This window comes from Aeromonas sp. MaB10011B (genome assembly GCF_017939325.1).
Lineage (GTDB): Bacteria > Pseudomonadota > Gammaproteobacteria > Enterobacterales > Aeromonadaceae > Aeromonas > Aeromonas caviae.
In genome coordinates this window covers 137,754-164,508 of the sequence record NZ_JAGKRK010000082.1, presented here as the reverse complement: position 1 = coordinate 164,508, position 26,755 = coordinate 137,754, and the positions used below count along the sequence as shown (strand labels likewise).

General features: G+C 60.2%; 24 protein-coding genes. 12 read left to right on the top strand and 12 right to left on the bottom strand.

Going from position 1 to position 26,755, the window contains the following annotated elements; all coding sequences use genetic code 11:
- Nucleotides 1–515 precede the first annotated feature (515 nt).
- The 4 genes from J9893_RS19970 to J9893_RS19955 all read left to right on the top strand — a co-directional run bounded on the left by J9893_RS19970 (nt 516) and on the right by J9893_RS19955 (nt 9,843).
- A complete protein-coding gene (locus tag J9893_RS19970; RefSeq protein ID WP_210601752.1) occupies nt 516–3,314 on the top strand; it encodes a DUF927 domain-containing protein in 2,799 nt (932 codons plus the stop codon).
- Between the two features lie 1,441 nt (nt 3,315–4,755).
- The gene (locus J9893_RS19965; RefSeq protein WP_246875655.1) at nt 4,756–6,210 is read left to right on the top strand and encodes a type I restriction-modification system subunit M; all 1,455 of its coding nucleotides are present in this window, start codon (nt 4,756–4,758) and stop codon (nt 6,208–6,210) included.
- A complete protein-coding gene (locus J9893_RS19960) occupies nt 6,207–7,334 on the top strand; it encodes a restriction endonuclease subunit S (RefSeq protein WP_210601750.1) in 1,128 nt (375 codons plus the stop codon). The genes J9893_RS19965 and J9893_RS19960 overlap by 4 nt, the downstream gene beginning before the upstream one ends.
- Before the next feature lie 94 nt (nt 7,335–7,428).
- Nucleotides 7,429–9,843: a DEAD/DEAH box helicase family protein gene (locus J9893_RS19955; RefSeq protein WP_328222314.1), complete on the top strand. Its 2,415-nt coding sequence runs from the start codon at nt 7,429–7,431 to the stop codon at nt 9,841–9,843.
- A gap of 502 nt (nt 9,844–10,345) precedes the next feature.
- Here J9893_RS19955 and J9893_RS22105 read toward each other — a convergent pair.
- On the bottom strand, nt 10,346–10,483 hold the full coding sequence (locus J9893_RS22105; RefSeq protein ID WP_235690580.1) for a hypothetical protein: 138 nt from the start codon (nt 10,481–10,483) through the stop codon (nt 10,346–10,348).
- 132 nt (nt 10,484–10,615) lie between these two features.
- Between J9893_RS22105 and J9893_RS21995 the strand changes: the two genes are divergently transcribed.
- Together J9893_RS21995 and J9893_RS19945 are read left to right on the top strand one after the other, a co-directional pair.
- Nucleotides 10,616–11,158: a PfkB family carbohydrate kinase gene (locus J9893_RS21995; RefSeq protein WP_282597924.1), complete on the top strand. Its 543-nt coding sequence runs from the start codon at nt 10,616–10,618 to the stop codon at nt 11,156–11,158.
- Nucleotides 11,041–11,301 carry a hypothetical protein gene (locus J9893_RS19945; protein ID WP_210601748.1) on the top strand — a complete coding sequence of 87 codons (261 nt, stop codon included), beginning with the start codon at nt 11,041–11,043 and terminating at the stop codon, nt 11,299–11,301. Before J9893_RS21995 ends, J9893_RS19945 begins: the two co-directional genes overlap by 118 nt.
- A gap of 133 nt (nt 11,302–11,434) precedes the next feature.
- Here the strand turns inward: J9893_RS19945 and J9893_RS19940 are convergent, their stop codons facing one another.
- A complete protein-coding gene (locus J9893_RS19940) occupies nt 11,435–11,875 on the bottom strand; it encodes a GNAT family N-acetyltransferase (RefSeq protein WP_042880882.1) in 441 nt (146 codons plus the stop codon).
- Nucleotides 11,876–12,057: 182 nt separating this feature from the next.
- On the opposite strand from J9893_RS19940, the gene J9893_RS19935 reads away from it, so the two are divergent.
- The gene (locus J9893_RS19935) at nt 12,058–12,558 is read left to right on the top strand and encodes an SRPBCC domain-containing protein (RefSeq protein ID WP_010673967.1); all 501 of its coding nucleotides are present in this window, start codon (nt 12,058–12,060) and stop codon (nt 12,556–12,558) included.
- A 72-nt stretch (nt 12,559–12,630) separates the two neighbouring features.
- On the opposite strand, the gene J9893_RS19930 is transcribed toward J9893_RS19935, so the two are convergent.
- The gene (locus J9893_RS19930; RefSeq protein WP_052815855.1) at nt 12,631–13,137 is read right to left on the bottom strand and encodes an N-acetyltransferase; all 507 of its coding nucleotides are present in this window, start codon (nt 13,135–13,137) and stop codon (nt 12,631–12,633) included.
- A gap of 152 nt (nt 13,138–13,289) precedes the next feature.
- On the bottom strand, nt 13,290–14,480 hold the full coding sequence (locus J9893_RS19925; RefSeq protein ID WP_246875654.1) for a GNAT family N-acetyltransferase: 1,191 nt from the start codon (nt 14,478–14,480) through the stop codon (nt 13,290–13,292).
- A gap of 260 nt (nt 14,481–14,740) precedes the next feature.
- Here J9893_RS19925 and J9893_RS19920 point away from each other — a divergent pair, with 260 nt between their 5' ends.
- The 3 genes from J9893_RS19920 to J9893_RS19910 are packed head-to-tail and all read left to right on the top strand — an operon-like array spanning nt 14,741 to nt 17,186.
- Nucleotides 14,741–15,559: a DUF3100 domain-containing protein gene (locus tag J9893_RS19920; RefSeq protein ID WP_010673963.1), complete on the top strand. Its 819-nt coding sequence runs from the start codon at nt 14,741–14,743 to the stop codon at nt 15,557–15,559.
- Entirely contained in the window at nt 15,556–16,005 is a 450-nt protein-coding gene (locus tag J9893_RS19915) for a hypothetical protein (protein ID WP_048207257.1), read from the top strand. The genes J9893_RS19920 and J9893_RS19915 overlap by 4 nt, the downstream gene beginning before the upstream one ends.
- Nucleotides 16,005–17,186: a M20 family metallopeptidase gene (locus J9893_RS19910; RefSeq protein ID WP_143237239.1), complete on the top strand. Its 1,182-nt coding sequence runs from the start codon at nt 16,005–16,007 to the stop codon at nt 17,184–17,186. Before J9893_RS19915 ends, J9893_RS19910 begins: the two co-directional genes overlap by 1 nt.
- 66 nt (nt 17,187–17,252) lie before the next feature.
- Here the strand turns inward: J9893_RS19910 and J9893_RS19905 are convergent, their stop codons facing one another.
- From J9893_RS19905 to J9893_RS19890, 4 genes are all read right to left on the bottom strand, one after another.
- Complete coding sequence (locus J9893_RS19905) at nt 17,253–18,212, bottom strand: LysR substrate-binding domain-containing protein (RefSeq protein ID WP_010673960.1); 960 nt, start codon at nt 18,210–18,212, stop codon at nt 17,253–17,255.
- Nucleotides 18,212–18,850: a pyridoxamine 5'-phosphate oxidase gene (gene pdxH, locus J9893_RS19900; protein WP_039039893.1), complete on the bottom strand. Its 639-nt coding sequence runs from the start codon at nt 18,848–18,850 to the stop codon at nt 18,212–18,214. The genes J9893_RS19905 and pdxH overlap by 1 nt, the downstream gene beginning before the upstream one ends.
- A gap of 157 nt (nt 18,851–19,007) precedes the next feature.
- Nucleotides 19,008–19,331, bottom strand: a complete 324-nt coding sequence (locus J9893_RS19895) for a hypothetical protein (protein ID WP_010673958.1) — start codon at nt 19,329–19,331, stop codon at nt 19,008–19,010.
- The gene (locus J9893_RS19890) at nt 19,328–21,295 is read right to left on the bottom strand and encodes a reprolysin-like metallopeptidase (protein ID WP_210601747.1); all 1,968 of its coding nucleotides are present in this window, start codon (nt 21,293–21,295) and stop codon (nt 19,328–19,330) included. The genes J9893_RS19895 and J9893_RS19890 overlap by 4 nt, the downstream gene beginning before the upstream one ends.
- Nucleotides 21,296–21,506: 211 nt before the next feature.
- On the opposite strand from J9893_RS19890, the gene J9893_RS19885 reads away from it, so the two are divergent.
- A complete protein-coding gene (locus J9893_RS19885) occupies nt 21,507–22,718 on the top strand; it encodes an RsmB/NOP family class I SAM-dependent RNA methyltransferase (RefSeq protein WP_010673956.1) in 1,212 nt (403 codons plus the stop codon).
- Nucleotides 22,719–22,790: 72 nt separating this feature from the next.
- Here J9893_RS19885 and J9893_RS19880 read toward each other — a convergent pair whose 3' ends face one another.
- Nucleotides 22,791–23,135, bottom strand: coding sequence for a Grx4 family monothiol glutaredoxin (locus J9893_RS19880; protein WP_010673955.1), 345 nt, complete (start codon nt 23,133–23,135; stop codon nt 22,791–22,793).
- A gap of 287 nt (nt 23,136–23,422) precedes the next feature.
- On the opposite strand from J9893_RS19880, the gene sodB reads away from it, so the two are divergent.
- Nucleotides 23,423–24,007 (top strand): superoxide dismutase [Fe], encoded by a 585-nt coding sequence (gene sodB, locus J9893_RS19875; protein ID WP_010673954.1) that lies wholly within the window; start codon nt 23,423–23,425, stop codon nt 24,005–24,007.
- 109 nt (nt 24,008–24,116) lie between these two features.
- On the opposite strand, the gene J9893_RS19870 is transcribed toward sodB, so the two are convergent.
- The 3 genes from J9893_RS19870 to J9893_RS19860 form a co-directional block, all read right to left on the bottom strand.
- Nucleotides 24,117–24,929 carry a VacJ family lipoprotein gene (locus J9893_RS19870; protein WP_029314176.1) on the bottom strand — a complete coding sequence of 271 codons (813 nt, stop codon included), beginning with the start codon at nt 24,927–24,929 and terminating at the stop codon, nt 24,117–24,119.
- A gap of 78 nt (nt 24,930–25,007) precedes the next feature.
- Complete coding sequence (ccmI, locus tag J9893_RS19865; RefSeq protein WP_143237237.1) at nt 25,008–26,270, bottom strand: c-type cytochrome biogenesis protein CcmI; 1,263 nt, start codon at nt 26,268–26,270, stop codon at nt 25,008–25,010.
- On the bottom strand, nt 26,267–26,749 hold the full coding sequence (locus J9893_RS19860; protein WP_143237236.1) for a cytochrome c-type biogenesis protein: 483 nt from the start codon (nt 26,747–26,749) through the stop codon (nt 26,267–26,269). The genes ccmI and J9893_RS19860 overlap by 4 nt, the downstream gene beginning before the upstream one ends.
- Nucleotides 26,750–26,755 lie beyond the last annotated feature (6 nt).

Here is a 26,755-nt window from a genome sequence, read left to right as displayed (position 1 = left end):
AAAAATGAACAAAAAAAAGGCCGCCCCGCAGAACGGCACGACCCAGTTTGAACGCCGAAATAATACCACCTTAGGTGCTGCCCCAACAGTTAGCGGACAACTCGCGCAAGTGCTTAGCATCCTCCGACAGGGGCCAACCTCTAACTTGGATTTCATCCATAAACACAACATCTTGAGAGCTCCTGCGAGGATTTTGCAACTGCGGCAAAAGGGGTTTCATATCACGACCCATATACAGTCACACGTGCTGTATCGTGACCACATATACAAGAACACCGCAACCTACGAGCTAGGACGCCCCGAATGGACGCCCTCCTCCCAGTCTGACAGCAACGCGACCACCAGCTAACACCGCTAGAGACCAACTCCATGACGATTAACATCAATGGGCCTAAGGCTCAGGGCGAAGCTTTGCCAAAAATCGGGAAATATAGCCTCTGCCCCCTCCAGAGAAGGGCAATTTTTGATGCCTGGGCCAGCAATGCGCTTGTAGTAATTCATGGCGGGAGTGAAAGATGAGCAAAGCAGGATTCATCTCGGATGTGGCTGCTGCGGCTATAGGTCACTGGCCCAACCTACTGATGGCTGTGGGGATCGACACCCCACGCAGCGGTAAGCATGGCCCCTGCCCTGCTTGTGGTGGAAAAGACCGGTTCCGGCTCGATGACAAGGGCGGACGCGGCACCTGGATTTGTGGGCAATGTGGTGCCGGTGATGGGCTGGATCTGGTGTGCCGAGTGACAAACAAGACCCTCAAGGAGGCCGCCGAGCTGGTGGCCCCCCTAGTGGGGCTGTCTGCTAGTGGTCTTGCTCCTGCCGAACGTGAGCGCATCCACCTGCAACAACAGACCAGAGCTGAGACCGAGCGCAAGCAGAACGAGCAACGACGCAGGAAGGTTACCCGCCGCGCAGCTGCCATCATGCGAGACTGTAAGCCCGGCCAAACCCCTTATCTGGTAAGCAAACACCTGTGCTGGCCCCATGGGGTGATTAACAACACCTTGATCCGTGAGGGGAGCGAAAGCTTCCAGCCTGGTAGCTTGGTGATTCCATTGACCAATGAGGCGGGCGAACTGGTGAACGTTCAACTAATCAGCCATAACGGTAACAAGCGTTATCTGGCTGGTGGCCAAAAGACAGGTGCCTATCACTTCATCGAGGGCAAAGAACTGGTAGCCGTGGTGGAGGGTTACGCCACCGGGCTATCTGTTCACATGGCAACTGGGGCGAGCGTCTATTGCACCATGGATTGCGGCAACTTGGCCACAGTAGCGGCCATTGCTCGCCGCCAGCACCCAGACGCCCAGATCCTGCTCTGTGGCGACAATGACGAAGGTACCAAGGGCAACCCCGGCAGAGCCAAGGCCGAACAAGCCGCCGCCGCTGTGGGCGGGCGGGTGGCTCTGCCGCCCATATCCGGCGACTGGAACGACTATTATCAAGCGCACGGGCTGGCCGCAACCAAAGCGGCAATTCTGCGCGCCGACACTGAACCATTTACCACACCGCCCACCAGCCAACCCCAAGAGACCAGCAAGAAGCAAGGGGCAAACCTGAACATGCTTCCTCCTGAGCCAGTGGCCACCACCTGTACCGATGAGCTGAGCCTGCCGAAAGGATTCGAGATCAGGGGTGAGCGGCTCTGTGCGTTAGAGATGGTCGGTCGCGGCGAAGATACACATCAGGAGTGGATACCTATTTCCAGCCCGATCCGGGTACTGGCGGAAACGTCCGATGAACATGGACGTGGCTATGGCCGCTTACTCGAGTGGCGAGACAGTGCCGGGCGAGAGCGCCAGTGGGCCATGCCGGTGCGCGCCCTGGTCTCACGCAACGGTGACGAGGTATTCGCCGCCCTGCTTGATGCTGGTTTGCCGTTCATCGGGCTGAGCCACAAGCGCAAGCTGGCCGCCTATCTGATGGCCTGCCAGCCTGAGCGGCGGATCGTTTGTGTGGAGCGAACCGGCTGGCATGGCCATGCCTACGTGTTACCACAAGGCGGTATCGGGCCAGATGCTGAGAGTGTGATCCTGCAAACGGCGGGCTATGCGGCCAGCGACTTTACCGAGCGGGGCAGCCTGAGCGAATGGCAACAGGGGGTTGCAGGGCTGGCGGTGGGCAATAGCCGCCTCTGCTTTGCCTTGTCGCTCGCCTTTGCTGCGCCCCTTCTCTCTCTGGTTGGCATGGAGGGCGGTGGCTTTCATCTCAAGGGGGAAAGCACCGACGGCAAGACCACCATCATGAAGGCCGCCGCCAGCGTGTACGGCAACCCAGACCGTTACAGCCAGACGTGGCGGGCTACCGGCAACGCCATTGAGGGGATCGCCAGTCGCCGTAATGACGCCCTGCTCTGCCTGGACGAGTTGGGAGAGCTGGACGGGCGCGAGGCTGGGCAGGTGGCCTATATGCTGGCGAACGGTCAGGGCAAGGGGCGCAGCAGGCAGGACGGCGAGCTAAGGGAGCGCAAGGCGTGGCGCTTGCTGTTCCTTTCTACAGGGGAACTGAGCCTTGAAGATCATGCCGCCAGCGCGGGCCAGCGTACCCAGGCGGGGATGGAGGTACGCACCATCCAGATCCCGAGCGATACCGGCCACCACGGCGCGTTTGAATGGCTTCATGGCATGGCTGGCGGGCGCACCTTTGCCGACACCCTCAAGGCCAACGCAGAGCGCCAGCACGGCACCGCATTTCATGCGCTGGTGGCTGGACTGACTGTCGATATGGAGCAGCACCGCGAGCACCTAAGAAGCGAGATCCAGCGCCTTGCCGCCGAGCTGACCCCGCAGGGCGCAGGCAATCAAGTAGGCCGAGCCATCAACCGATTTGCGTTGGTGGCCGCTGCCGGTGAGCTGGCAACCAGGTTAGGGATCACGGGCTGGCCAGCGGGGGAAGCGATCAGGGCGGTGCGGGTCTGCCTCAAGGCATGGCTGGCCGAGCGGGGCCACTTGGGCAATAAGGAGGACGCAGCCACCCTGGAGCAAGTACGCAGGTTTGTCACCGCCAACCAATACGCCCGCTTTGCCGACTGGTTCGATACCAGCCATCGCCCGGCCAATATGGTGGGCTATCGCAAGGTAGAGACAGACGGCGTGAGCTTCTTCGTGTTGCCACTTGGCTGGGCCGAGATAACCAAGGGGCGCGATCCCAAGCGAGCGGCGCACCTGTGTCTTGAGGCGGGTTATCTGCTGACAAGCAAGGACAAGAAGCGGCTACAACGGCAAGCCCGATTACCTGGCATGAATGCTAGGACATGGGTCTATGTGTTGGTCGAGCGGGTATTAGCCGACGAAGGAGAGGGCAAAGAGGACGAGTGACGCCAGCCAGAAGGAATCAAGGGGCTACCAAGTGTGGCCCTTTACTTTCTTGTCTCATCCGCGGGCGTAAAGAACAGGGCAAAAACAGTGGTGACAGTGGTGACAGTGGTGACAAGGTATATAAATTACCTTCAATGCCTTATATATCAAAGGCTGTAGCTGTCACCACCTTACATAAACATAAGTGGTGACAAGGTGGTGACAGTGGTGACAGATCCAAGGTGTCACCACCTGACATCATTAGAATAATGGCTAGGTGGTGACAGACAACCCCAGCCGTGGCGCGGGTTTGCGAGTATTGTCATCACGTCACCACTGTCTCCACCGCTTTTTGGATATATAGAGAGCATACAGCCGGTCAAGAGCACATTCTTGGTGGGGAGTTGGTAGCCATGATGTTGGCCTCCCTGCTCGGTTGATGGATGAATCAGAAACAGGTAACCGAGGATCAGAGTAAAGGGTTCATTCTGGCTTAATGGCACTTGTACCTAAATAGACACAACAGACCCCCTACTAAATCGGACTAAAAGTCATCTGATCAGCTGTGCACATCTGATCAGGTACGTTTATGTGATCAGAAGGTCATCTGCTCACATTCAAGCTAGGCGAAAGAGCGGCTAAAAAACCAAAAAAAGGACCCGTTAGGACCTAAAATGGCGATTCTGAGAGTAGAACAAGGGGGACCAGGTGTGATTTGGACGGCCAAAATATCTGATCAGTATTTCCGGGAGCATTGCCGATGCGCCCAAAAAATAGCGAAAGCGACCGTTACAGCAACATGAACTTTTGGCTCTCCCCAAAACTGGTACAATGAGCGCGGGCAACCTAACCCAACTACACAAACTGTAGGCTGGAGCGGGAAAGGGAAACGGGCACTTCGGTGCCCGTTTTTTAAGGCTCCACTCTGCCCAGCAATTCATCATGCTCTGCCACCCGGCGCGGCACTACATCATCCAGCCGCAGTCCAGAACATCAAAGCAATGGCACTCATTGAGCCAATGCCAGTTGCCGATCTTGTCGTCTAGGTTGCTGGAATGCACCCCGTCCGAGGGGGTATACTTGAATCACTAGGGGCAATGCTTGTATCTGGGGCATCGGCGGCGGGTCGGCCGGTACGTAGAACCAGTGGTCCTGTCCTGCCTGCGCCCTCGACCCGATCACCTCTCCTTTAAACCTATCAATACGGCTCGCCTGCTGATAGCCCCTTCGAGATACTACCCGTCCTACTTGTTGATCGATGAGTTCTCCTCTTCTGATAAGCCAACGGGGTTATCACCGTCCTCCCTCTGCAACCTGAAGGCAAAAAATCATCGCTCCAAAAGCATCCATAACGGTTTATGGCATCCGGGCAAGGCGGTAGAATGGCCGCCAACTCAATCCATTAGCGACAACTGCCTGCCCAGGCTGGCGGTTGCCCACCCGCATTACCCGGATGCCATTCATGTTTGATCAAGCCTTCAAGAATATCGACGACGCCCTTCACAAAGAGTCTGGCTGCAGCTCTGAGCTGGACTACACCGAACAGACCTCCTGGCTGTTGTTCCTCAAGTACCTCGACGCGCTGGAGCAGGACAAAGAGAGCGAAGCACTGCTGGAAGGCAAGCCCTATACCCCTATCCTGCTTCCTCGCTATCGCTGGTCGAGCTGGGCCGCCCCTAAGGGTGCCGATGGCAAGATTGACCACAACGTTGCCATGACAGGTGACGATCTGGTGGAGTTTGTCGATAAAGACCTGTTCGCCTATCTGGAAGGGTTCAAGCAACGGGCTAGCGGGCCGGATACCATCGAATACAAGATTGGCGAGATCTTCGGCGAGATTAAGAACAAGATCCGTAGCGGCTATACCCTGCGCGATATCATCGACCATATCGACGAGCTGCGCTTTCGCTCCCAGGTGGAAAAACACGAGCTGTCTGCCCTCTATGAAGAAAAGATCAAGCGGATGGGCAACGCCGGGCGCAATGGCGGCGAATACTACACCCCTCGCCCACTTATCCGCGCCATGATTGCGGTGACCAAGCCGCGCATTGGCGAGCGCATCTATGACGGAGCCTGTGGCTCGGCAGGCTTCTTGTGTGAAGCCCATGACTACCTGAGTGCCATGCCGAATCTCTCCACCGACGATCTGGCCACCCTGCAAACCCGCACCTTCTACGGCAAGGAGAAAAAAAGCCTCGCCTACGTCATCGCTATCATGAACATGATTTTGCATGGCATTGAAGCGCCCAATATCCAGCACACCAACACCCTGGCCGAGAACTTGAGCGATATTCAGGACAAAGACCGGATGGAGGTGATCCTCGCCAACCCACCGTTTGGCGGCAAGGAGCGCAAGGAGGTACAACAGAACTTCCCCATTCGCACCGGCGAAACCGCGTTTCTGTTTATGCAGCACTTTATCAAGATGCTGAAAGTGGGCGGCCGCGCGGCAATCGTCATCAAAAATACCTTCCTCTCCAACACCGATAATGCCTCGGTGGCGCTGCGTAAATTACTGCTGGATAGCTGCAACCTGCACACGGTACTGGATTGCCCGGGCGGCACCTTCCAGGGGGCCGGTGTTAAAACCGTGGTGCTGTTCTTTACCAAGGGTGAGCCGACTCGCAAGGTGTGGTTTTATCAGCTCAATCCGGGCCGCAATTTGGGCAAGACCAACCCGCTCAATGATGACGATCTAAAAGAGTTTGTCGCGCTGCAGGCCAGCTTTGCCGACTCGGACAAGAGCTGGAGCCTAAACATTAGCGAGATCGATACCACCAACTATGACCTGTCAGTCAAGAACCCTAACGGCGGTGAAGAAGTGGCACATCGCAGCCCGAGCGACATTATGGATGAAATCGCCGCGCTGGATGCCGAAAGTGCCGACTTGCTAGCCACGATTCGGGGGCTGGTATGAATCATGTTACCATCCCTCTCTGTGAGCTGTTCCAAATTGGTTCTAGCAAACGGGTATTAAAATCAGAGTGGAAAGATGCTGGAGTTCCATTTTATAGAGGACGAGAAGTTACTCGTCTAGCAATCGATGGCTCTGTAAATAATGAGCTTTTTATTACTGAAGAACATTATGCAGCACTTTCAAAAAGTAACGGAGTCCCCTCCGCTGGGGACATTATCATCACTGCAATAGGGACCATTGGTAATTCTTATATCGTTCAACCAACTGATCGCTTTTATTTCAAAGACGCAAGCATCCTTTGGATGAAAAGAAACAGCGACGTTCTTAGCGAGTATGTCAATCTATGGTTAAAATCGCCACTTTTCTTTGAACAGCTAGATCGCGGCAATGGTGCAACTGTAGATACCTTGACGATTAAGAAACTCCAAAGCGTCAGGATTCGCCTTCCCCCACTCGCCGAACAGCGACGCATTGTAGACATCCTCGACGAGGCTTTTGAGGCGATCGCGGCGGCACGAGCCAATGCCGAACAGAACCGGCAGAATGCCCGCACCCTGTTTGAAAGCTATCTCCAGTCGGTATTTAGCCAGCGCGGTGATGAGTGGTCAGAAGCCAAATTAAGTGAATGTTTCAGACTAAAAAGCGGTGACGCTTTAACCAGCAAGGAAATGAAATCTGGCGAATACCCTGTTTATGGAGGAAATGGTATCGCTGGTACACATAACACATTTAATCTATCAGGCAATAATGTCATTATCGGTAGAGTTGGAGCATTGTGTGGCAACGCTCGGAATATAGAAGAGCCAATTTGGTTGACAGATAATGCATTTCAAGTCACAGATTTAAAGTATGATTTTGATTATGCTTTTTTAACATACTTGCTAAATTTCAAAAACTTGCGTTCCTTGGCAAGACAATCTGCTCAACCAGTGATATCTAATTCATCTCTAAAAGACCTTATACTTAATTTTCCTAATATCATTGAGCAGCGAAACATTGTAATACAGCTAGATGCCCTCAGTAACAAAACTCAGCGCCTTGAATCACTCTATCAACGCAAAATTGCTGCACTCGATGAGCTAAAGCAGTCGCTATTGCAGCAAGCCTTTAGCGGCCAGTTATAAGGGACTGTAGTTGATAAGCAACTCGGCTTAACGGATGACTGCGCAGTAACACTGGAAATTGCTCGGCAGTTGGCCACATAGACAGGGAGAGAACGTGAAGAACGAAGCAGAAACCCGCAGCGACCATATCGACCCCATGCTGGTGGCCGCTGGCTGGGGTATCACCCCGGGCAGCCGCATTCGCCGCGAGTACCCCATCACCCTGGGGCGGCTGGAGGGCAATGGTAAACGGGGCAAGGCGCTCTCTGCCGACTATGTGCTGGAGTATCGCAATACCAAGCTAGCTGTGGTCGAGGCAAAGGCGTGGGACAAGCCGCTCACCACCGGGGTGGGTCAGGCCAAGGATTACGCCAGCAAGCTGGCTATCCGCTTTACCTATTCGAGCAATGGCCAGGGTATCTACGCCATCGATATGGAGACCGGCAAAGAGGGGGAGACCCTGACCTTCCCGAGCCCCGATGAGCTGTGGAATGCCACCTTTGCGCTGCAAAATCGCTGGTGGGATCGCTTCACCGCCGTGCCCTTTGAAGACAAGGGTGGCTACTGGCAGGGACGCTACTATCAGGATATCGCTATCGAGCGGGTGTTGAAGGCTATCAGCGAAGGGCAAGATCGCATTCTGCTGACCCTGGCAACCGGCACCGGCAAGACCTTTATCGCCTTCCAGTTGGCCTGGAAGCTGTTTCATAGTCGCTGGAACATCAATGACTGGAAGAGCGAAATTGAACCGGCCCGCCGCCCCCGCATCCTGTTTCTGGCCGACCGCAATATCTTAGCCAATCAGGCGTTCAACAGTTTCTCTGCCTTCCCGGAAGATGCTCTGGTGCGGATCTCCCCCGATGAGATCAAAAAGAAAGGTCGCGCCCCCAAGAATGGCAATATCTTCTTCACCATCTTTCAGACCTTTATGACCGGCACAGATGCCGAGGGCAAACCGGCCCCGGTATTTGGTGACTACCCCGCCGACTTCTTCGACCTCATCATCATTGATGAGTGCCACAGAGGGGGCGCCAACGACGAAGGGAACTGGCGGGATATCCTCAACTACTTCAAACCCGCCGTGCAACTGGGGCTGACCGCAACCCCCAAGCGCAAGGATAACGTCGATACCTATGCCTACTTTGGCGAGCCGGTGTATAGCTACTCCCTCAAAGAGGGGATCAACGATGGTTACCTGACGCCGTTTCGAGTGCGCCAACATGCCACCACACTGGATGAGTATATCTACACCTCAGATGACAAGGTGATTCAGGGGGAAGTAGAACGGGGCCGGGTTTACACCGAGCAGGACATTAACCGCATCATCGAGATCGGTGCCCGCGAGAAAAAACGGGTCGAGATCTTTATGAATGAGATAGACCAGCGCCAGAAAGCTATCGTGTTCTGTGCCACCCAAGATCATGCGCTGGCGGTGCGAGATCTCATCAACCAGATGAACACAATCAAGCACCCCGACTATTGCCACCGGGTAACCGCCGACGACGGGTCTCTGGGCGAGCAGTGGTTGCGAGATTTTCAGGATAATGAGAAATCGATCCCGACTATCCTGACCACCTCGCAAAAGCTCTCAACCGGCGTAGATGCCCGCAATGTGCGCAATATCGTGCTGATGCGTCCGGTTAACTCGATGATCGAATTCAAACAGATCATCGGCCGAGGCACCCGGCTGTGTGATGGTAAGGATTACTTCACCCTGCATGACTTTGTAAAAGCCCATCACCACTTTAGCGACCCCGAGTGGGATGGTGAGCCCCTGCCAGCCGAGGTTTGTGAACGCTGCGGCACCTCTCCTTGCTCCTGCGAGAAAGCACCGCCCAAGCCATGCAAGGTCTGTGGTGAGCGCCCTTGTGTCTGCCTGAAAGAGCCTGAGCCCGAGTATCAGTGCGAGGTGTGCGGCAATAAGCCCTGCACCTGCAAGAAGAAAGACAAAATCAAAATTGAACTGGCTGACGGCAAGGCCCGCAAGATCCAACACATGAGTGCCACCAGCTTCTGGCACCCCGATGGTACGCCGATGTCAGCCGCCGAATTTATGGATGAGCTGTTTGGCAAGTTGCCCGAGTTTTTCAAGGATGAAGACGAGCTGCGCGCGCTCTGGAGTGAACCGGGCACACGCAAGAAGCTGCTTGATGGTCTTGCAGAGAAAGGGTTTGGCATTGACCAACTGACCGAGATGCAGAAAGTAATCGAGGCCGAGCAGAGCGATCTGTTTGATGTGCTGGCCTATGTGGCCTATGCCGATGATCCCATGACCCGGGAAGCACGAGCAGCACAAGCCGAAGCCATGCTGGGCCAGGAGTTTGACAGCAAGCAGCAAGCCTTCTTGAGCTTCGTGCTGGGTCACTATGTCAAAGAGGGGGTCACCGAGCTTGATGACACCAAGCTGGGGCCACTGCTCAAACTCAAATACAACAACGCACTGGCCGATGCCTTTGCCGAGTTGGGCACTCCTGATGCTGTACGCAGCGCCTTCGTCGGCTTCCAGAAGTATCTCTATCAGGGACAGTGAAGGGGATAATCGGTATTGGTGTATAAATGGCCGCTACCGACAAAGGGATTTGAACCCGCATCTTGTGAAGGCTGCAAGGTTACTGCATGTTCTGGAGATACCTTTTAAGGAGGGGTGGTTTTACAGCGTGTACCACCGCGAGTACCACCGACACTTAAATATAGAATGACAAATCATTTAAAATCAATCGTTTATGCAGCAAATTCAGACTCCCCCAGCCCAAACGTTTGGAAAGGGCCACTTCGCAAGAAGTGGCCCTTTTTGTATCCTTTTTCTCACCTTGAGAGGATGTATCCGCCCCACGAGCGCAGCACATCTCCAGATCAGGCCAAAGGCTCTGCGGGGGGTGGCTGCATTTGACATGGGCCAGCTCCAGGTGGCGTCGCCAGCAAAAACCGGCGAGTGGAGCAGCAATTTGCCCGGGCGCTGTGGGCCACGCCATCAGCCCAGCGCCTCCATGGGGTTGAAACAACCTCGAGGGTTCGCCCCCGAGAATCTTCCACTAGCCGTTGGCAGTGGAAGGCTGGGTCAGATGAACGACGGGATTTTCGGAGAAGAGGTAGCGGTCATCCTCCATTTCGTCATCGAAGATGGTGGCCTGGAAGAGCATCTGCTTGGTGTTCTCCAGGTGCTGCCACATGGCCAGCTTGGCCGCCTACGGATCCTTGCGCATCAAGGCCTTGAGGATCTGGTCGTGATCGTCGCACCAGCTGGAGATGGCCTTGTCGTCGATATGCTCGTGGAGCTTGCGCCAGTAGGAGTTGCGCTCGCAATGCAGCCAGGGAGCCAGGGCTTCGGGGTGGGCGAGATCGTCGTCAAGCGCGGCTCTGAGCCTTGCCTGGTGGTCACGGCAGCGCAGCGGATCGAAATCGCCGCCCTGCGGTTGTCCGCCGAACAGGTGATCGACACCACGGCGGCGGGCGACTCCTTCAGCGCCGGTTATCTCGCCGCACGCCTGCAAGGGGCCGACGTCACCGACGCCGCCGCCAAGGCCATCCGCCAGATGCGCGCGGCCTACCCGGATCTGCTGATCGGGGCCGGCACCGTGCTCAACCGCGAGCAGGTGGATGCGGCCGTTGCGGCGGGCGCCGACTTCATCGTCAGCCCCGGCTTCAACCCGACCACGGTGCAGTACTGCCTGGTCAAGGACGTCACCATCATCCCGGGGTCAACAACCCCAGCCTGGTGGAGCAAGCCATGGAGATGGGGCTGCGCCACCTCAAGTTCTTCCCGGCAGAGCAGTCAGGCGGCACCGCCATGCTCAAGGCCCTGGGCGCCGTCTATCCGGTGCGCTTCATGCCCACCGGCGGCGTGACGCCGGCCAATCTGAAAGAGTATCTGGGGCTGAATGCCGTGATCGCCTGCGGCGGCACCTGGATGGTGCTGGCCAAGCTCATCGACGAGGGCAGGTGGGAAGAGCTGGCCGCCCTGGTAAGAGAGGCCGTGGCGGCCCTGTGATCATCGGTTGAGCGAGGGAAGGTCTGCCCTCCCCCGGATGTGTTGAAGAGCCACTTCCCGCGAAGTGGCTTTTTTATGCCCTGCCAGGGCTGGAGATCAATGTGCGGTGCGGTTGCCGCAGTCTGCCAGCGGCTTATTCCCCTGCGGCATCGGGCGTCAACACCAGCCTGCGCCAGGGGCCCGTGATGTCGCAATGACCCGTCTCTTCGGTGTTCTCCCAGCCCAGGCGATGATAGAAAGCCATCGCCGTGGTGTTGCGCATGGCCACCTTGAGGGAGGCCGGGGAGGGGTATCCGGCCAAGCCGGCGGCAAGCAAGGCCCGCCCCATGCCCTGCCCGTGCCAGTCCGCCACCACGTAGAGATGATGCACGAAGCTCTCGGCCCCCCAGATGGAGACGAATCCGCACGGGCTGCCCCCTTTCTCCGCCACCCAGATCTCCTCGCCCCGGGTCTGCTCGGCAAAATCCTCGAGCCGGAACAGGGCGGGATCAACCCAATGGAAGGCCTGGCGCCTTCCCTTGAGGAAGAGCTGCGCCAGCATGGGCTCGTCAGCTTCCGTCATCATTCTGATCATGACACCATCCTTGCGTTGCGTGCTTGTCGCTTCCCACTCTCGATGGATCCCGCCGTGCTGTCAAATCGGCAATGTGGACCCTCTTGAATACGTAACCGTGTGACACAGGGCTGCCTATTTTATCGCCTCAGGGGCTATACTGCCGAGGTCCCGTCCATGACTGGTTTGAGGTTCACTGATTTATGGATAACAAGCAAATTGAAGGCAGTATTCTGGTACCCGCCCACATTGACGATGTCTGGCGGGCCTGGACCACGGAGAGCGGGCTGCGCAGTTTTCTGGCGCCGGAGTGCCTCATGGTCCCGGAACCCAACGGACCGTTCGAGATCTATTTCAGACCCGATGCTCCCCTCGGCGAGCGTGGCAGCGAAGGGTGCCGGGTGATGGCGGTCATGCCCCATGATCTGCTCAGCTTCAGCTGGAATTTCCCTCCCCAGTTTCCCCACATTCGTCAGCAGAAGACCCAGGTCAGCCTGCGCTTCGTGCCGGAGGGCCAGGGCACCCGGCTCCACTTCCTGCAGACCGGCTGGGCGCAGGATCCGGATTGGGACCAGGGTTATGCCTACTTCCGGGAGGAGTGGCTGGAACTGAGTCTGCCAAGGCTTCAGTACCGTTTCACCCACGGCCCCATCGACTGGAACAACCCGCCGGGCAAGCAGCAGCTGAAATCCCTGGCCCAGTGACGTCCATTCAAGCGATGGGCATGGCATGAAAAAGGACCCGCTCAGGGTCCTTTTTCGTGGATAGGCAGGCGGTCACTCCACCGGCTCTTCATCGAACAGGGGGTGATAGAGCACCTCGCCCCTTACCCCGTCGAGCCCGCCGGGTTGCAACTCCATCGCCATGAAACACTCCGTCGACACCTCGTAGATGCAGTGCAGGCCGAAGTCGCTGGCAGGCCGAAACCCGAAACGGGCGTAGTAGGCAGGATCCCCGAGCACCACCACCGCCTTCCAGTCCATCTCCAGTGCCGTGTCCAGCCCTTCCCGCACCAGATCCGAGCCAATGCCCTGCCCCTGCCAGTCGGGATGCACGGCCACGGGTGCCAGTCCCAGCCAGGGCCCTTCCTGTCCCTCAATGGTGATCGGGCTCAGCATCAGGTGCCCCATGAACTCGTACTCTTCCTCCTCGACCATGGTGACCACGGCGGCCCCACATTCTCGCAGGCGGTTGACCAGTTCGGCCTCGTCGGGACGACCAAAGGCGGCACTCACCAGCTCATAGACTGGCAGCATGTCGCCGGGACGCTCGGTTCTCAACATACAGCGTTACTCCTCGTACAGCAGGGCGGCCATTATTCCACAGAAGTGGGGCGCCACTTCACTGCCTTTGTCTGAAAATGGGAGGACGGACTCAGGAAAACGCCTGACAAACCCCGCACCAGGCTTCGCGATGACCGCCCTTGCGCAAGCCATCAGCGTCCGTCGTCAGGCTGTCGCAATCGCCGCAGATAGGCGAGGCCCAGATCCCCGCACTCCTTGAGGAGGGCGCCACCCCCATGGGCTTGCACCCCGGGTGCCTCTGGCGCCAGCATGGCCAGGGGATAGCGCCGCACCGTCAGCCCGCTGAGTGTCTGCTCGCCCTCTGTCGTCTCCCCCGCCATGAAGAGCGCCACCCCCTCACCGTGCAGTATGGCCACGACCACCTCCTCGTCATCCAGCCAGGGGGCCAGCGCCTCTTTGCGTGCATCCGTCAGACGCGCCGGGCGATCCAGCCGCCAGTAATCGAGCACGAGGGCGCCATCGGCCGGATCTGGCCGACGCCCGTCATGGTGCATGCCAGTCTTTTCCATCACCCGGCCTGAGGCGAGGTTGCCCGGCATGTGGCGGGCGGTGAGGGCGGGCAGGTGCCACTGCTCGAAGGCAAACGCCCTGACCAGGCTCGCGGCCCGGGTGGCCAGCCCTCTGTTCTGCCAGGGCACGCCGACCCACCATGCCAGCTCCCCGTGCCAGTGCAGGGAGAGGGTACCGACCAGGGGAGCGGGCTCGTCTTCACACCCCTGGGGCAGAGTCAGGGCCCAGGTGCATCCCAGCCCGAGAGCAGCCTTGCGCCCGCTCAGGGCAAGCCAGTCCCGCGCCGCCTCCGGCGAATAGGGGTGGGGGATGTTGAGGGTATAGCGGGCGAGCGCCGCATCCGAACAATAACGCAGGATGGCGCTCTCATCGCCGGGCAGCAGGGGGCGCAGCACCAGCGCGTCCTGCCCGCCAGGCTCGCGCAGCACCGGGGTCATCAGGCGGCGGGCAAGCAGGCGTTGCAGGGCAACCCCGAGGTCGTCATCGGCACCGAGGCGGTGATCCGCCCCCACGGGCCCCAGGGTGAGCAAGCCGCTCTCTCTGGCCAGGGTCAGCAGGGAGCCGGAGGCAGCGATCAGGATCTGCCGGTCCGGCTGTGTCGCCATCAGCGGGGAGGCGGCCTCCCCCAGCCAGGCGGCAAGCAGGTCGCGGGCAAGGAGAATGCCATCTGGCGGGCTGACCGACCAGGGTGCCGTCTCCCTCGCCTCCCCTTTGCCAAGCAACAGCCACCAGCGGTTTCCCCGGTGCTGCCAGGCCTGCAACGCCGCTTGCCAGGAGGGGCGCCAGAGCGCACCCTCGATCAACAGATCCATTCCTTCCCCCACATCCGCCCCCCGGATCAGGCACCGGGTGCCCGGGCGGCACCACACTCCTGTCTGAGGCAGCATAAGCAGCTGCCAATGAGTTGTTAAACCATATGTTTACCATGGTTAAACGGCATACCCCATGAAAAAATGCCATATGGCTGACTTGATGGCGGTCACATTCCTTCCCCTCCTCGCTTCCTATCATGCCCCCATCATGGCGTGACCAAAGACGCCCATGAAGGACAACGGATAACAAGAGACACACTATGCAGCCAACCAGCCCACTCAAAACGGTAGTAGTCAGTACCCTGGCGACCGCCCTGCTGATCTTCGTGGCCCAATCCCTCATCGGGAAGCAGGAGATCAGACTCGGCATCGCCATCATTCCCATCCTGCCCATGCTCTTTGCCGTCATCATCGGCATGATCGTCTCCGCCAAGCCCGTCAAGGATCGCATTCCCGGCTGGAAGAGGCTCTTCACCGAGCGAGAAGAGGGCTTCTGCGGCAAGATGGTGGGTTTCAGCCTGCTGATCCTCGGGACCCAGTATGCGGGGATGATCATCCCCAACCTCAAGATGATCCTGAGCGTCGGCGTACCGCTCTTCCTGCAGGAGATAGGCAACCTCCTACCCATCCTCATCGCCATTCCGCTGGCGGTGAAATTCGGCTTTGGCCGCCGCGCCATCGGGGCCTGCTCCTCCATCAGCCGTGAACCCTCGGTCGCGGTGATCCAGGGCAAGTTCGGCACCGGCTCCCAGGAATACATCGGCGTGCTCGCCATCTACCTGTGCGGCTCCGTCATCGGCACCCTCTGGTTCAGCGTGCTCGGCAGCATTGCCCCCCTCACGGGGCTGCACCCCCTGGCCCTGGCCGCCGGTTCCGGCGTGGGATCCGGCTCCATGCTGAGCGCCGCCTCCGGTGCCCTCATCAACGGCCTCGATGAGGCGATGGCCCAGCAGGTGCTCAGCATCGCCGCCGCCTCGAACCTGCTCTCGTCGGCCCTGGGAGCGCTCTCCCTCACCTATCTGGGTCTGCCGCTCGCTGAAAAAATCTATGCCCTGACCGCCAAAGGAGAGAAAGCATGAAAAGCATCGTGATGGATATGCGCTTCGTCTTCCTGGCGATCCTGCTGGCCATGTTCACCCAGACCCTGACCTCGGGCCTGCCGCTGTGGCAGATGGGGGACAGCTTCGTCGCCATGTCTCTGGTGGTGTTCGCCTCCCTGGTGGCCAAGCGCTACCTGCCCTCCTCCCTGCCGGCCTTTGCCTATGCCACCATCATCGGCATTCTCATCTGCCTGCCCGAGACCCCGGTGCGCGGCCTCTTCATCGATGCCGTGGCCAAGATCTCCTTCCTCTCCTGCTGCGTGCCGCTCCTGGCCTTCGCCGGCCTCTCGGTGGGCGGTCAGCTGGAGGAGCTCAAGAAGATGTCGTGGAAGGTGATCCTCATCTTCATGATCGTCTCCACCTGCTGCTTCTTTGGCGCCTCCCTGGTTGCCCAGCTCGGTTTCTCCATTCAAGGGATCATCTGATGAACCACTACCATATCGAACCTGACCTGTTGGCCCTGCGCGACTTCAGCTACGAAGTGCGCCACCACCTGCACCGCATCCCGGAATACTCCGGGGCCGAGTTCAAGACCTCTGCCTACTGCCGTGGGTTGATGGAAGAGTTCGGCTACAGGATCACCCTGTATCCCGGCTTCACCGGTTTTCACGGGGATCTGGCGGTCGACCCCACCCTGCCCACCATTGCCTTTCGTGCCGACATGGATGGCCTGGAGATGCACGACATGAGCGAGGTGGCGTTCAAATCCACCCATGAGGGGATGGCCCACAACTGCGGCCACGACTCCCACATGGCGATCGCTCTGACCGCCGCCAGGTTTCTGGCCGCCAACCGCGAGCGCCTGCGCTACAACGTCCGCTTCATCTTCCAGATGGCGGAAGAGGACATGCGCGTCCCCGGTGCCGAAAAGATGGTGGAGCTTGGCTGCATGAAGGGGGTGGACGAGGTCTATGCCCTGCACAACGACGGCGCCATGGAGACGGGCACCATCAAGTTCAACCAGGGGGTCATGTCCTCCTGGGGGTCTGCCTGGACGCTCGATGTGCACGGCATCTCCGCCCACGGCTCCACCCCCCACAAGGGGCTGGATGCCATCCGGGAGGCGGTGCGGATCATCGAGGACATGGACTACATCGTCGCCAAGCGCACCAGTCCGTTCAGCCCGGCGGTCTTTGGTTGCGGCATGATCAACGGCGGCACCATTCCCAACGCCATCGCCGATCATGTGCAGGCCCGTGGCACCATCCGCGCCATGGACACCGAAACCGACCAGATCCTGAAAAACAGCTTCAGGGACATCATCGCCCAGAGCGAGCTGCGCGGCTTCAAGACCACCATGGTCCATGCCGGCTACCCGGCAGTGGAGAACCACCCCCAGGCCTGCGAGCGCCTGCAACAAGCCGCCTCGGAGGTGTTGTCCAGCGACGGGATCAACGCAAAGGGCCAGCCCATGACCGGCAGCGAGGACTTCAGCTACATGATCAACGCCACGCCAAGCCGCATGGGGGCCATGTTCTTCCTCGGCAGCGGCAATCAGGCCAAGGGGATCTGCAACTACCTGCACGCGAACCCCTATTACCTGGACGACGACTGCCTGCTGGTGGGAGCCCAGATCTTCGTCAATCTGGCGACCCGAGCCGCCTGAGGGGTCAGTACAAGGGGATAGCAATGCAAAGAGAGGCCGACGGCCTCTCTTTTTTATGTCTCGGCGTCAGAGCCAGGGCAGAGTCGCAGACGGAGCGGGCGTTCCCTGGTTGAGCAGCGCCAGCTGCACCGTCTCCCGGCTCACATGGGGGGCATAGAGGTGGATGAAGTCGTACATGTAGTCCCGCAGGTGGGCGTGCCTGCGCAGGCACACATGGGCCACGCTCGAGGCGATCAGATGATCGATGTTGAGGCAGACCAGGCTCTCCCTGTCCCCTTCGTCGAACGCCGAGGTGGCGATCACCCCGACTCCCATCCCCAGGCGCACATAGTGCTTGATGATGTCGCTGTCGGTGGCCGTCAGCACGATGCGGGGGCTGAGACCATGGCGACCGAACGCCTTGTCCATCTTGGAGCGGCCGGTGAAACCGAACACATAGGTGATGAGGGGATACCGGGCCAGATCCGCCATGGCCAGCGGCTGGCAGTCCAGCAGCGGATGGCCGTGGGGCACCACCACGCTGCGCCCCCAGCGATAGCAGGGCACGGTCGCCAGCTCGTCGAACAGGTGCATGGACTCGGTGGCGATGGCCATCTCCACATCCCCGTTTTGCGCCATCTGCGCCAGTTGGGCAGGGGCTCCCTGATGCAGCTGGATGCTCACCTCGGGGTAGCGGCGGGAGAATTCGGTAATGACCGCCGGCAGCTTGTAGCGGGCCATGGTGTGGGTGGTGGCGATGCGCAGCACCCCGCTGGTGGCCAGCTGATCCCCGAGGGAAAGCTGACCAATCTGCTCCACCTGGGCCACCACTCCCCTGGCCAGCTCCATCACCTGCTCCCCCATGGGGGTCAGGCCCGCCAGGTTCTTGCCCTTGCGGGTAAACAGCGCCAGCCCCAGCTCCTCTTCCAGCATCTTCATCTGCTTGCTGAGGGTCGGCTGGGAGGTATAGAGCTTCTCCGCCGTCGCCGAGATGTTGAAGTTGTTCTTCACTATCTCGGTGAAATTCTTGAGCCGGGCGATGTTCATCAGGGCGCCAGGCGCTCGATGTGCCAGCCGTCCCCCTCGCGGGTGTAATAGAAGCGATCGTGCAGACGATGCTCCCCGCCCTGCCAGAACTCGACGGTGTCGATGCGCACCCGGAAACCACCCCAGAAGCTCGGCAGCGGCACCTCGCCATTGGCAAACTTCTGCTTGAGTTCGAGGAACTTGGCCTCGAGCACGCCACGGGCCGAGATGCGGGTCGACTGTTTGGAGACCCAGGCGGCGATCTGGCTGTCCTTGGGACGGCTGTGGAAATACTTCATCACCTCGAAGGTGCTCATCTTCTCCACCCGACCGGTCACGTGTACCTGTCTGTCCAGGGTGTGCCAGGGGAAGAGCAGGCTGATACGGGGGTTGCCCTCCAGCTGATGCGCCTTGCGGCTGCCCATGTTGGTGTAGAACACCATGCCTTCGGCATCGTAGTGCTTGAGCAGCACGGTGCGCTGCCAGGGCTGGCCATCGGCATCCACGGTGCCCACCACCATGGCGGTGGGATCGGTCAGTTTGGCCTCGCACGCCTGGGCCAGCCACTTCTCGAACAGGGTGAGGGGCTCGGCCGGCAGATCGGCCCGGTGCAGTCCACCCCTGGTGTATTCGCGACGCAGATCAGCCACATCCATCATCTTGATTTTCCTTCTCTCTTTCTCTGCCGCCCGTGCGGCGATGGGTGCAGGCATTGTGCGACGAGCGCGCCATGGGTACAAGCCTCGGGGCGGCCAAATGGCGGAGCAAAAAGAGAGGGAGGCTCATGCCTCCCTCTTTATGCCGATGACCGTCAGCCTACTGCTTGCCGTCAACCGGCGGGCAATGGGCCAGCATGCGCCGGTTGTAGTCCGCCGCATAGGCGCTCAGCCTGGCATGGGCCTCCTTCTGATCCGGCTTGATGACATCCCCGAATCCGTCGAGATAGCGCACGCCGCAGCGCGCCTTGGCCGCCGCCTGCTGATCCGCCGCGATCCCGGGCGCCACCTCGCCGCGCCCGGCCCGCACGATCAGCCGGTAGTCCTGCCTGGCAAGGCTGGCGCTGACCGCCTGCTCCAGGGTGTCTGCATCGGCCTGACAACCGCCGAGCAGGGTGAGCAGCAGCACCCCGGCCAGTCTCATGCCCGCCTCCGCTGCCAGCCCAGCAACGCCAGGGCCAGGGTCCAGAAGCCGAGGGCACCGCCGCCACCGCTTCCCCCCTCTTCACCGCGCTGGGTGACCGAGAGCTTGAGGGGACTGATGGCGAAGAAGATGTTGTCGCTGCACGCCACCTTCAAGCGGGCAGTGCCATCCTGGCCCGCCGGGATGGTGACGCTCGCCGAGCCCGAGTTGGGTTTGCCGCTGGCAAGGGGAGTCCAGTTTGCCCCCTCGTCCCGGGTCATGAAGAGATCCACCTTGCTGCAGTTGATGGGGGCGGCATTGGTGCCGGCCACTTCCCAACTGATGGTCTGCGTCTTGCCCGCCCCCAGGGGGGTCACCACCGGGCTGGTCAGGGCAAAGGCCTTGCCGGTGTTGACCACCTGGATCTTCATGTCATCGCTGGCGACACCGCCCTTGCCGTCCCGCGCCGTGAGGCGGAAGTTCAGGTCCCGGTTGGTGGCAGGCCAGGCCTCCCCTATCGCCAGGGTGTTGGTGAGCAGGGAGGTGAGACTCGGCAGGGTGCGCTCCGGCAAGCTGGTCGGCGCCACGAAATGGAACAGCGGGCGGCTGCCGTCGTCCACCATGGTGGCCGGGCTGCTCGACTCCGTCCCCAGATCGATCTGCTCCCAGGTGTAATTCAGCGGATCGCCGTCAAGATCGGCCCCCGCCCCCTTGAGCACGAAGGGGGTGTTGGCAGGGATGACGTAGTCATTGCCTGCCGCCACCTGGGGCGCATTGTTGACCAGCGCCAACGGGGTGCCGCAATTTGGCACAGTGGCCATGTGGGCCCGCATCTGCTCGATGGACTTGCTGTGGAAATAGGGCTCGCTGTGGGGCTGCAGATCTTCGTCTCCGCAGATCCCCGCATAGGCCATGATGGAGCTGCCGCTGCCCGGCTCCCAGGCCTGGCTTGCCTCCCGATTGCCGCCACCACAGCTGCCTGTGGTGCCGTTGAAGGTGTGGTCTGCTCCGAACTGGTGACCGATCTCGTGGGCTACGTAGTCGATGAAGAAGGCATCCCCCACCGGCTCGGAGGAGCCCGTCATCCCCGCCGATTTGTCAGGGGTGCAGAGTACGCCCAGTCCCGCCAGGCCGCCGCCACCGGTGTTGACCACATGGCCGATGTCGAAGGCCCCCAGCCCCTTGGTCAGGGCATCGGCCTGCACCTGCATGTTGGCATCGATATCGCCGTCATCATTGTTGAAGGGATCGTTCGCCACGTCGGTGAAGATGATGGTGTCGTTGCCGCTGGCCAGCTGGAATTCGGCCGCCACGTCACGCTGGTAGACCTCGTTGACCCGGTTGAGCAGGGTGGTGATGGCGCCAAGACCCGCCTCCACGGTACCGCCGTGATACTGGGTGTACTCCCCCGCCGCCGAGATGGCGATGACATAGCGCTTGCGCTCGTTGCCATCCACCAGCACCTGGCGGGCCAGCTTTTTGGCCTCGCCCCCGATCACCTTGTCCGCCTCTTCTTCCAGCCGGCTGTGGGCATCCTGCTGGTAATAGACGGCATAGCCTTCCCCATTGCGAAGGGGATCGACGAACACCATTTTCCCTTCATGGCTGAACATGGCGTGGAATCCCTGGGGACCGAGATCGAAGCGCCCGGTCTCGCCCAGCGCCGCTTCGTTGTACCCCTTGAAGGCCAGGATATCGGGATATTTGGCGGCCAGATCCGCCGGCAGCAGATCATAGGGTTGCAGGCTGAAGGTCACCTCCTTGCCATCCGGCAGGGGCAGGGTCAGGCGGCGCTCGCCCCCCTTCAGGGCAGCCAGGTAATCGGTGGAGACGGTGACGATGCGATACTGGCTGGCCCTCACCTCGTACCCATCGGCGGCGGTGGCCCGCGCCGTGACCGTATGCCACTCGCCGGCCATCAGGTTGCCGGACGTCATCAGACCCGCCACCAGCACCGCCAGCGGAGAATATTTCATCAACTGCATCTTTTTAATTCCTTTTTAAACGGATTCACCTGAACTGCCACGGCATCATTTGCCCGCTGGTCCGATTAGTCCAGCAACATCCTCTGTACATTCCCCGAATGGGGAAGGTTGCACCAATGCAGACTAGCCCCTATCATGGCGCGGATTTGTCCGTTCCAGAACCCCTCTTCGACGGGGCCGGTTCACTCTTTCTTTGGCCAAGGTTAATCTCATGCTCAAGTCCCCACTGTTGCCCCGTTTCGGGGATCTGGTCGTTGCCATCGTTGACGATGTGCTGGGTCAGGGTCTTACCCTCGACCGCGCCTATGCACGTCACTTCTCCGGCATCGAACTCAAACCGCAAGAACAGGCAAGGATTGCCCTGGTCACCGGCGATCTGCTGCGCCGCCTCAGCCTCTACTGCTTCCTCACCGGCATCCAGGTCCGTCAGGCGGAGAAGAATGTCTGGCCGCTGCTGCACAGCTGGCACGCCTTCCACAAGATAGATCAGCCCAACCACCCGACCCTGGATCGCTTCAACGAGGAGGCGTTCCGCCGCCGCCTGACCGAAGCCAAGAAGAACCCGGTGCTGATGGACGGCTGCCCTGCCTGGCTGGAAAAACTCGGCAGCGAGCAACTGGGCGACGCCTGGCCGGCCGAGCGTGCCGCCCTGGCCTGGATGCCCAAGCGTTACCTGCGGGTCAACACCCTCAAGTGCACCCGGGACGAGCTGCAAGCCATGCTGGCCAAAGAGCATGTCACCACAGTGCCCGTCGACGGAGTGGAGACCGCCTTGCAAGTGACCTCGGACGCCGCCCTGTTCCGTACCCAGGCCTTTGCCGATGGCTGCTTCGAGCAGCAGGATGCCGGCTCCCAGCTGGTGGCCGCGGCCCTCGACGTCAAGCCCGGCATGCGGGTCATCGACGCCTGTGCCGGTGCCGGCGGCAAGACCCTGCACCTGGCCGCCATGATGCAGGGCAAGGGCCGTCTGCTGGCCATGGACGTGGAAGAGTGGAAACTGGAGAACCTCAAGCAGCGCGCCCGCCGCGCCGGTGCCCACAACGTGGAGACCCGGGTCATCACCAGCAGCAAGACCGTCAAGCGCCTGAAAGAAAGCGCCGATCGCGTGCTGCTGGACGTCCCCTGCTCCGGCCTTGGCGTGCTCAAGCGCAACCCGGATGCCAAGTGGCGCGACACCGCCGAGCGCCTGCCGGTGCTGGTCGCCCTGCAAGAGGAGATCCTGCAGCGCTACAGCCAGATGGTGAAGGTGGGCGGCCTGCTGGTCTACGCCACCTGCTCCATCCTGCCCGAGGAGAACCGCCAGCAGGTGGACAAGTTCCTCGCCGCCAACGAGCACTTCCGCCTGATCGGCGATCACAACGTCAGCCCGGCAGAGACCGGCTTCGACGGCTTCTACATGGCGCGCCTCGAACGCATCGCCTGATGTCTGTCGTGGGCACAAAGAAAAGGGGAGCCAGTGGCTCCCCTTTTTGCATTGCATGGTATAGATGCGGCCTTACTCGGCAGCAGCGTCATCCTGCTTGTGCTTGGCGGCAGTTTCCTTGATCAGGGTCTGCAGCTCGCCGGCCTGGAACATCTCGATCATGATGTCGCAACCACCGACCAGCTCGCCCTCGACCCACAGTTGCGGGAAGGTGGGCCAGTTGGCGAATTTCGGCAGCTCGGCGCGGATGTCCGGGTTCTGCAGGATGTCGACATAGGCGAAAGGCTCGCCGCAGGACATCAGGGCCTGGGAGGCCTGGGCAGAGAAACCGCAGCTGGGCAGCTTGGGGGATCCCTTCATGTAGAGGATGATGGGATTCTCAGCCAACTGCTGTTTGATCTTTTCAATAGTTTCCATAAATGCCTCACTGGAGCGATTTCGGCGGCCATTCTACTGCAATCCGGGCAGACCACAAACTGGCAAACCGTTGCGAATGAAAGAAGTCATGCATCAATACGCCGCAGCTTGATCCGGATCATGGCAAGAATCAAGGGTTGTTCGCCCATCTTTGATACTGCTACAATCGTCGGGCTTTGGGCCGTCTGGCCCCCTCATTTCAAGAACAATTCTTTTCAAGATAGAAAAGAGTACGCAATGTCTTGCAACCGTCGCCTTCGCACGGACCAGCCAATGGAGAGTAGAAAATGGCTTTCGAACTTCCCGCTCTGCCCTATGCAATCAATGCTCTGGAACCGCACATCTCCCAGGAAACTCTGGAATACCACCATGGCAAGCACCACAACACCTACGTGGTCAACCTGAACAACCTGGTGCCGGGTACCGAGTTTGAAGGCAAGTCTCTGGAAGAGATCATCAAGACCTCCACTGGTGGCGTCTTCAACAACGCTGCCCAGATCTGGAACCACACCTTCTACTGGCACTGCCTCTCCCCGAACGGCGGTGGCGAGCCCACTGGCGCCCTGGCCGATGCCATCACCAAGGCCTTCGGCTCCTTCGCCGAGTTCAAGGATGCGTTCACCAAGTCTGCCATCGGCAACTTCGGCTCCAGCTGGACCTGGCTGGTGAAAAAGGCTGACGGCTCCCTGGCCATCGTCAACACCTCCAACGCCGGTTGCCCGCTGACCGAAGCCGGTACCACCCCGCTGCTGACCGTCGACCTGTGGGAACACGCCTACTACATCGATTTCCGCAACCTGCGTCCGAAGTACATGGAAACCTTCTGGGCCCTGGTCAACTGGGAATTCGTGGCCAAGAACCTGGCTGCCTGATAAGCCTTTCTTGCCAAAACGCCCCGCACTTGCGGGGCGTTTTTTATGGTCGAACACCTGCCATCGACAACAAAGGCGCCCGCAGGCGCCTTGTGGAAGATGACCGTGCTTACTGGTCTATCTCGTCCATGTAATCGTCGAGGTTGCCATCATCCGCCGCCTCTGGCTTCTGCTCCTGGAGCTCGGGTTTGCGGCCCGTCACCTTGCCATCGTTGTACTGCAAGTAGAAGTCCTTGGTCAGGGCGTAAGGATCCAGCGCGTTGTCGATGATGCGCTCCTGATCGATCAGCTTGGAGCGGGTACCGAGGCCATCCAGCGCCCAGTGCACCACCTTCAGCGGGAAGGTCAGCAGGGCATAGGGGAAGTAGATGGTATCGATGGTATCCCCAACCAGTTGCCGGGTGGTGGTGGGACCGTAGACCGGCACCATCAGATAGGCGCCATCCCCGATGTCGGCCTTGCCGAGCACGGTGTCCATCTCCAGCGTGTTGCGAGCCAGGCCCGCATGCTTGGCCACGTCGAACAGACCGAGCAGGCCCACAGTGGTGTTGAGGGTGAAGCGGCCCAGGTTGGTACCGGCCCCTTTCAGATCCCCCACCAGCAGGTGGTTTACCATGCTGCTCGGCTCGTCGAAGTTGTCCACGAAATTCTCTATGCTGTCCCTCACTCCTTGCGGGACATAGCGGGCATAGCCGTGTACCACGGGGCGCGCCACATAGGGCTCCAGCACGTCATAGTTGACGGCCCACATGGCACGGTTGGGCCCCTGGAAGGGGTCGCGAGGATCGCTGGCCGTGCTGGATGCCCCGGGGCGGCTCGGGGTCTCGCCGAGATCCAGGCTCTCCGGGCCCGGCTTGGGAGGGCCGCCCGCACAGCCCGCGAGCAGCAATGCCACCGCCAATGCTCCTGAACGCAGATACATATGAAAGTCCTAAGATTTTTTTGGGTATTGATATGAATTATACAGGGGGCCCACCCCAAGGGGTGGGCCAAAAGCATATTAGAGGGCGTGATCGATGCGGATGTCAATCGGCGCTGTGGGGATGGTGCTGGTCGGCACGGTGACCGAAACCCCTTCAAAGGCGCCTTCCTTGTTCATGACGTTGCCGCCCCGGGAGAGGCGCGCCTTGAACTGCAGCTCGGCATGGGCCGCCAGCTTGCTCCCCTCCATCATGGCATCCCCGTCCCCCAGGGAGAGGGTGAGCGGGAGATGCGGGCCTGCAATGCGCTTGACCGCGATGGGCATGGGCGGACCGTTGGGGATCACCGCAAAGACGAACAGATGGGCATCTTCCGGCATCTTGATGCCCGGCGCCAGGGTGATGTGCAGGGGGAACTCCCCCTCTTTCACCGCCAGCACCCCGGCTTGTGCCTGGCCTTCGGCAGACGGGGTAGTCACGGCGATGCCACGCTGGCCAAGCTGCTGCCTGGCGTACTCCATGGAGCGCTCCACCATGGTGTAGCGGGCCGAGCCCGGCTCCAGCAGCGGCAACATCCCCTGCCAGCGGTCGAGGGCGGTCTGGAAATCCTCTTTTTGCAGGGCCATGAAGGCGTGGACGGAGCGAGCCTCGATGTTGGCCGGGTCCTCGGTAATGACCGCCTGCAACAGTTGATCCGCACGGGCTTCCTCCCCCGTCATCATCAGGGCCTGGGCATAGGGCACCGCCACCATGGCCTTCTGGGGCGCGAGAGCGTAGGCACGCTCCAGCGCCTCGCGGGCCATCTCGGGATCATTGCCATCCAGGGTCAGACGTCCCAGCAGCAGCCAGCCACGGTAGTCGTTCGGTTCTTGTTTCAGCTGGGTTCGCAGGGCCAGGGTGAAGTCCAGCAGATCCTGCTCGGTCACCCGGGCGTCGCGCTCCACCAGGATGCGATTGCTGAGCTCCCCCAACCGGCTGCTGGCATCCTGCCAGCGGCTCACCTCCTGCCAGGCGCCGAGCTTGGCGTAGAGGCCGATGCTCACCACCGCCAGCACCAGCACACCGGGGATCCAGATCAGGCTCTTGCCGCCACGGGCGGTCTGCTCCACGTCGGGAATGTCGTCCAGGAGGCTGCGCTGCAGCTCCACCAGGGATTCCGGCTCCTCCGCCAGTATCCCCTGCTCCCGCTCCTCCCCTATCTCCAGCAGGCGCTGGCGATAGAGCTGCTTGTTGAGGGCCGAGCGACTGATGCTCTGCCTGCCCTCGCCGCGCCACAGCGGCACGATCAGCGCCAGGCTCGCCAGCACCAGCAGGGCCGCACCCAGTATCCAGAATGGGGTCATGGTTTCTCTTCCTCTTTGAGCAGGGCGGACAGCCTGGCCTGCTCTTCTGCACTCAGGGTGCCTTCAGACTGTTGCAAGGGAGCAGGGGCATGGCGGCGGCTTCGCACCACCACGGTGACGACGCCAATCACGATGACCAGCAAGGGGCCAAGCCAGAGGATCAGGGTCGAGGCCATCAGGGGGGGATCATAGAGAATGAAGTTGCCGTAGCGGGCCACCATGTAGTCCACCACTTCCTGCTTCTCCTTGCCCTCGCGCACCATCTGGTAGGTCTTGTCCCGCAGATCCTTGGCAAGTCCGGCGTTGGAATCCGCGATGTCCTGGTTCTGGCACTTGGGGCAGCGCAGCTCCTTAGTCAGCTCGCGAAAGGTCTGCTCCTGGGCGTCGCTCTCGAAGGTGTAGACATCGATGGCGGCGCGGGCCTGTCCGGCGCAGACGAGACCGGCCAGCAGCAACAGGGATGCAATCAGTGTTTTCATCGGGGA

Coding starts and splice junctions, on each gene's coding strand:
- J9893_RS19910 (WP_143237239.1), top strand. CDS start 16,005: ATGAACCACTACCATATCGAACCTGACCTGTTGGCCCTGCGCGACTTC.
- J9893_RS21995 (WP_282597924.1), top strand. CDS start 10,616: ATGCAGCCAGGGAGCCAGGGCTTCGGGGTGGGCGAGATCGTCGTCAAG.
- pdxH (WP_039039893.1), bottom strand. CDS start 18,850: ATGATGGATGTGGCTGATCTGCGTCGCGAATACACCAGGGGTGGACTG.
- ccmI (WP_143237237.1), bottom strand. CDS start 26,270: ATGACCCCATTCTGGATACTGGGTGCGGCCCTGCTGGTGCTGGCGAGC.
- J9893_RS19965 (WP_246875655.1), top strand. CDS start 4,756: ATGTTTGATCAAGCCTTCAAGAATATCGACGACGCCCTTCACAAAGAG.
- J9893_RS19935 (WP_010673967.1), top strand. CDS start 12,058: ATGGATAACAAGCAAATTGAAGGCAGTATTCTGGTACCCGCCCACATT.
- J9893_RS19885 (WP_010673956.1), top strand. CDS start 21,507: ATGCTCAAGTCCCCACTGTTGCCCCGTTTCGGGGATCTGGTCGTTGCC.
- J9893_RS19945 (WP_210601748.1), top strand. CDS start 11,041: ATGGAGATGGGGCTGCGCCACCTCAAGTTCTTCCCGGCAGAGCAGTCA.
- J9893_RS19890 (WP_210601747.1), bottom strand. CDS start 21,295: ATGCAGTTGATGAAATATTCTCCGCTGGCGGTGCTGGTGGCGGGTCTG.
- J9893_RS19860 (WP_143237236.1), bottom strand. CDS start 26,749: ATGAAAACACTGATTGCATCCCTGTTGCTGCTGGCCGGTCTCGTCTGC.
- J9893_RS19870 (WP_029314176.1), bottom strand. CDS start 24,929: ATGTATCTGCGTTCAGGAGCATTGGCGGTGGCATTGCTGCTCGCGGGC.
- J9893_RS19920 (WP_010673963.1), top strand. CDS start 14,741: ATGCAGCCAACCAGCCCACTCAAAACGGTAGTAGTCAGTACCCTGGCG.
- J9893_RS22105 (WP_235690580.1), bottom strand. CDS start 10,483: ATGTGGCAGCACCTGGAGAACACCAAGCAGATGCTCTTCCAGGCCACC.
- J9893_RS19925 (WP_246875654.1), bottom strand. CDS start 14,480: ATGGATCTGTTGATCGAGGGTGCGCTCTGGCGCCCCTCCTGGCAAGCG.
- J9893_RS19940 (WP_042880882.1), bottom strand. CDS start 11,875: ATGATCAGAATGATGACGGAAGCTGACGAGCCCATGCTGGCGCAGCTC.
- J9893_RS19970 (WP_210601752.1), top strand. CDS start 516: ATGAGCAAAGCAGGATTCATCTCGGATGTGGCTGCTGCGGCTATAGGT.
- J9893_RS19905 (WP_010673960.1), bottom strand. CDS start 18,212: ATGAACATCGCCCGGCTCAAGAATTTCACCGAGATAGTGAAGAACAAC.
- J9893_RS19960 (WP_210601750.1), top strand. CDS start 6,207: ATGAATCATGTTACCATCCCTCTCTGTGAGCTGTTCCAAATTGGTTCT.
- J9893_RS19930 (WP_052815855.1), bottom strand. CDS start 13,137: ATGTTGAGAACCGAGCGTCCCGGCGACATGCTGCCAGTCTATGAGCTG.
- J9893_RS19915 (WP_048207257.1), top strand. CDS start 15,556: ATGAAAAGCATCGTGATGGATATGCGCTTCGTCTTCCTGGCGATCCTG.
- J9893_RS19880 (WP_010673955.1), bottom strand. CDS start 23,135: ATGGAAACTATTGAAAAGATCAAACAGCAGTTGGCTGAGAATCCCATC.
- sodB (WP_010673954.1), top strand. CDS start 23,423: ATGGCTTTCGAACTTCCCGCTCTGCCCTATGCAATCAATGCTCTGGAA.
- J9893_RS19895 (WP_010673958.1), bottom strand. CDS start 19,331: ATGAGACTGGCCGGGGTGCTGCTGCTCACCCTGCTCGGCGGTTGTCAG.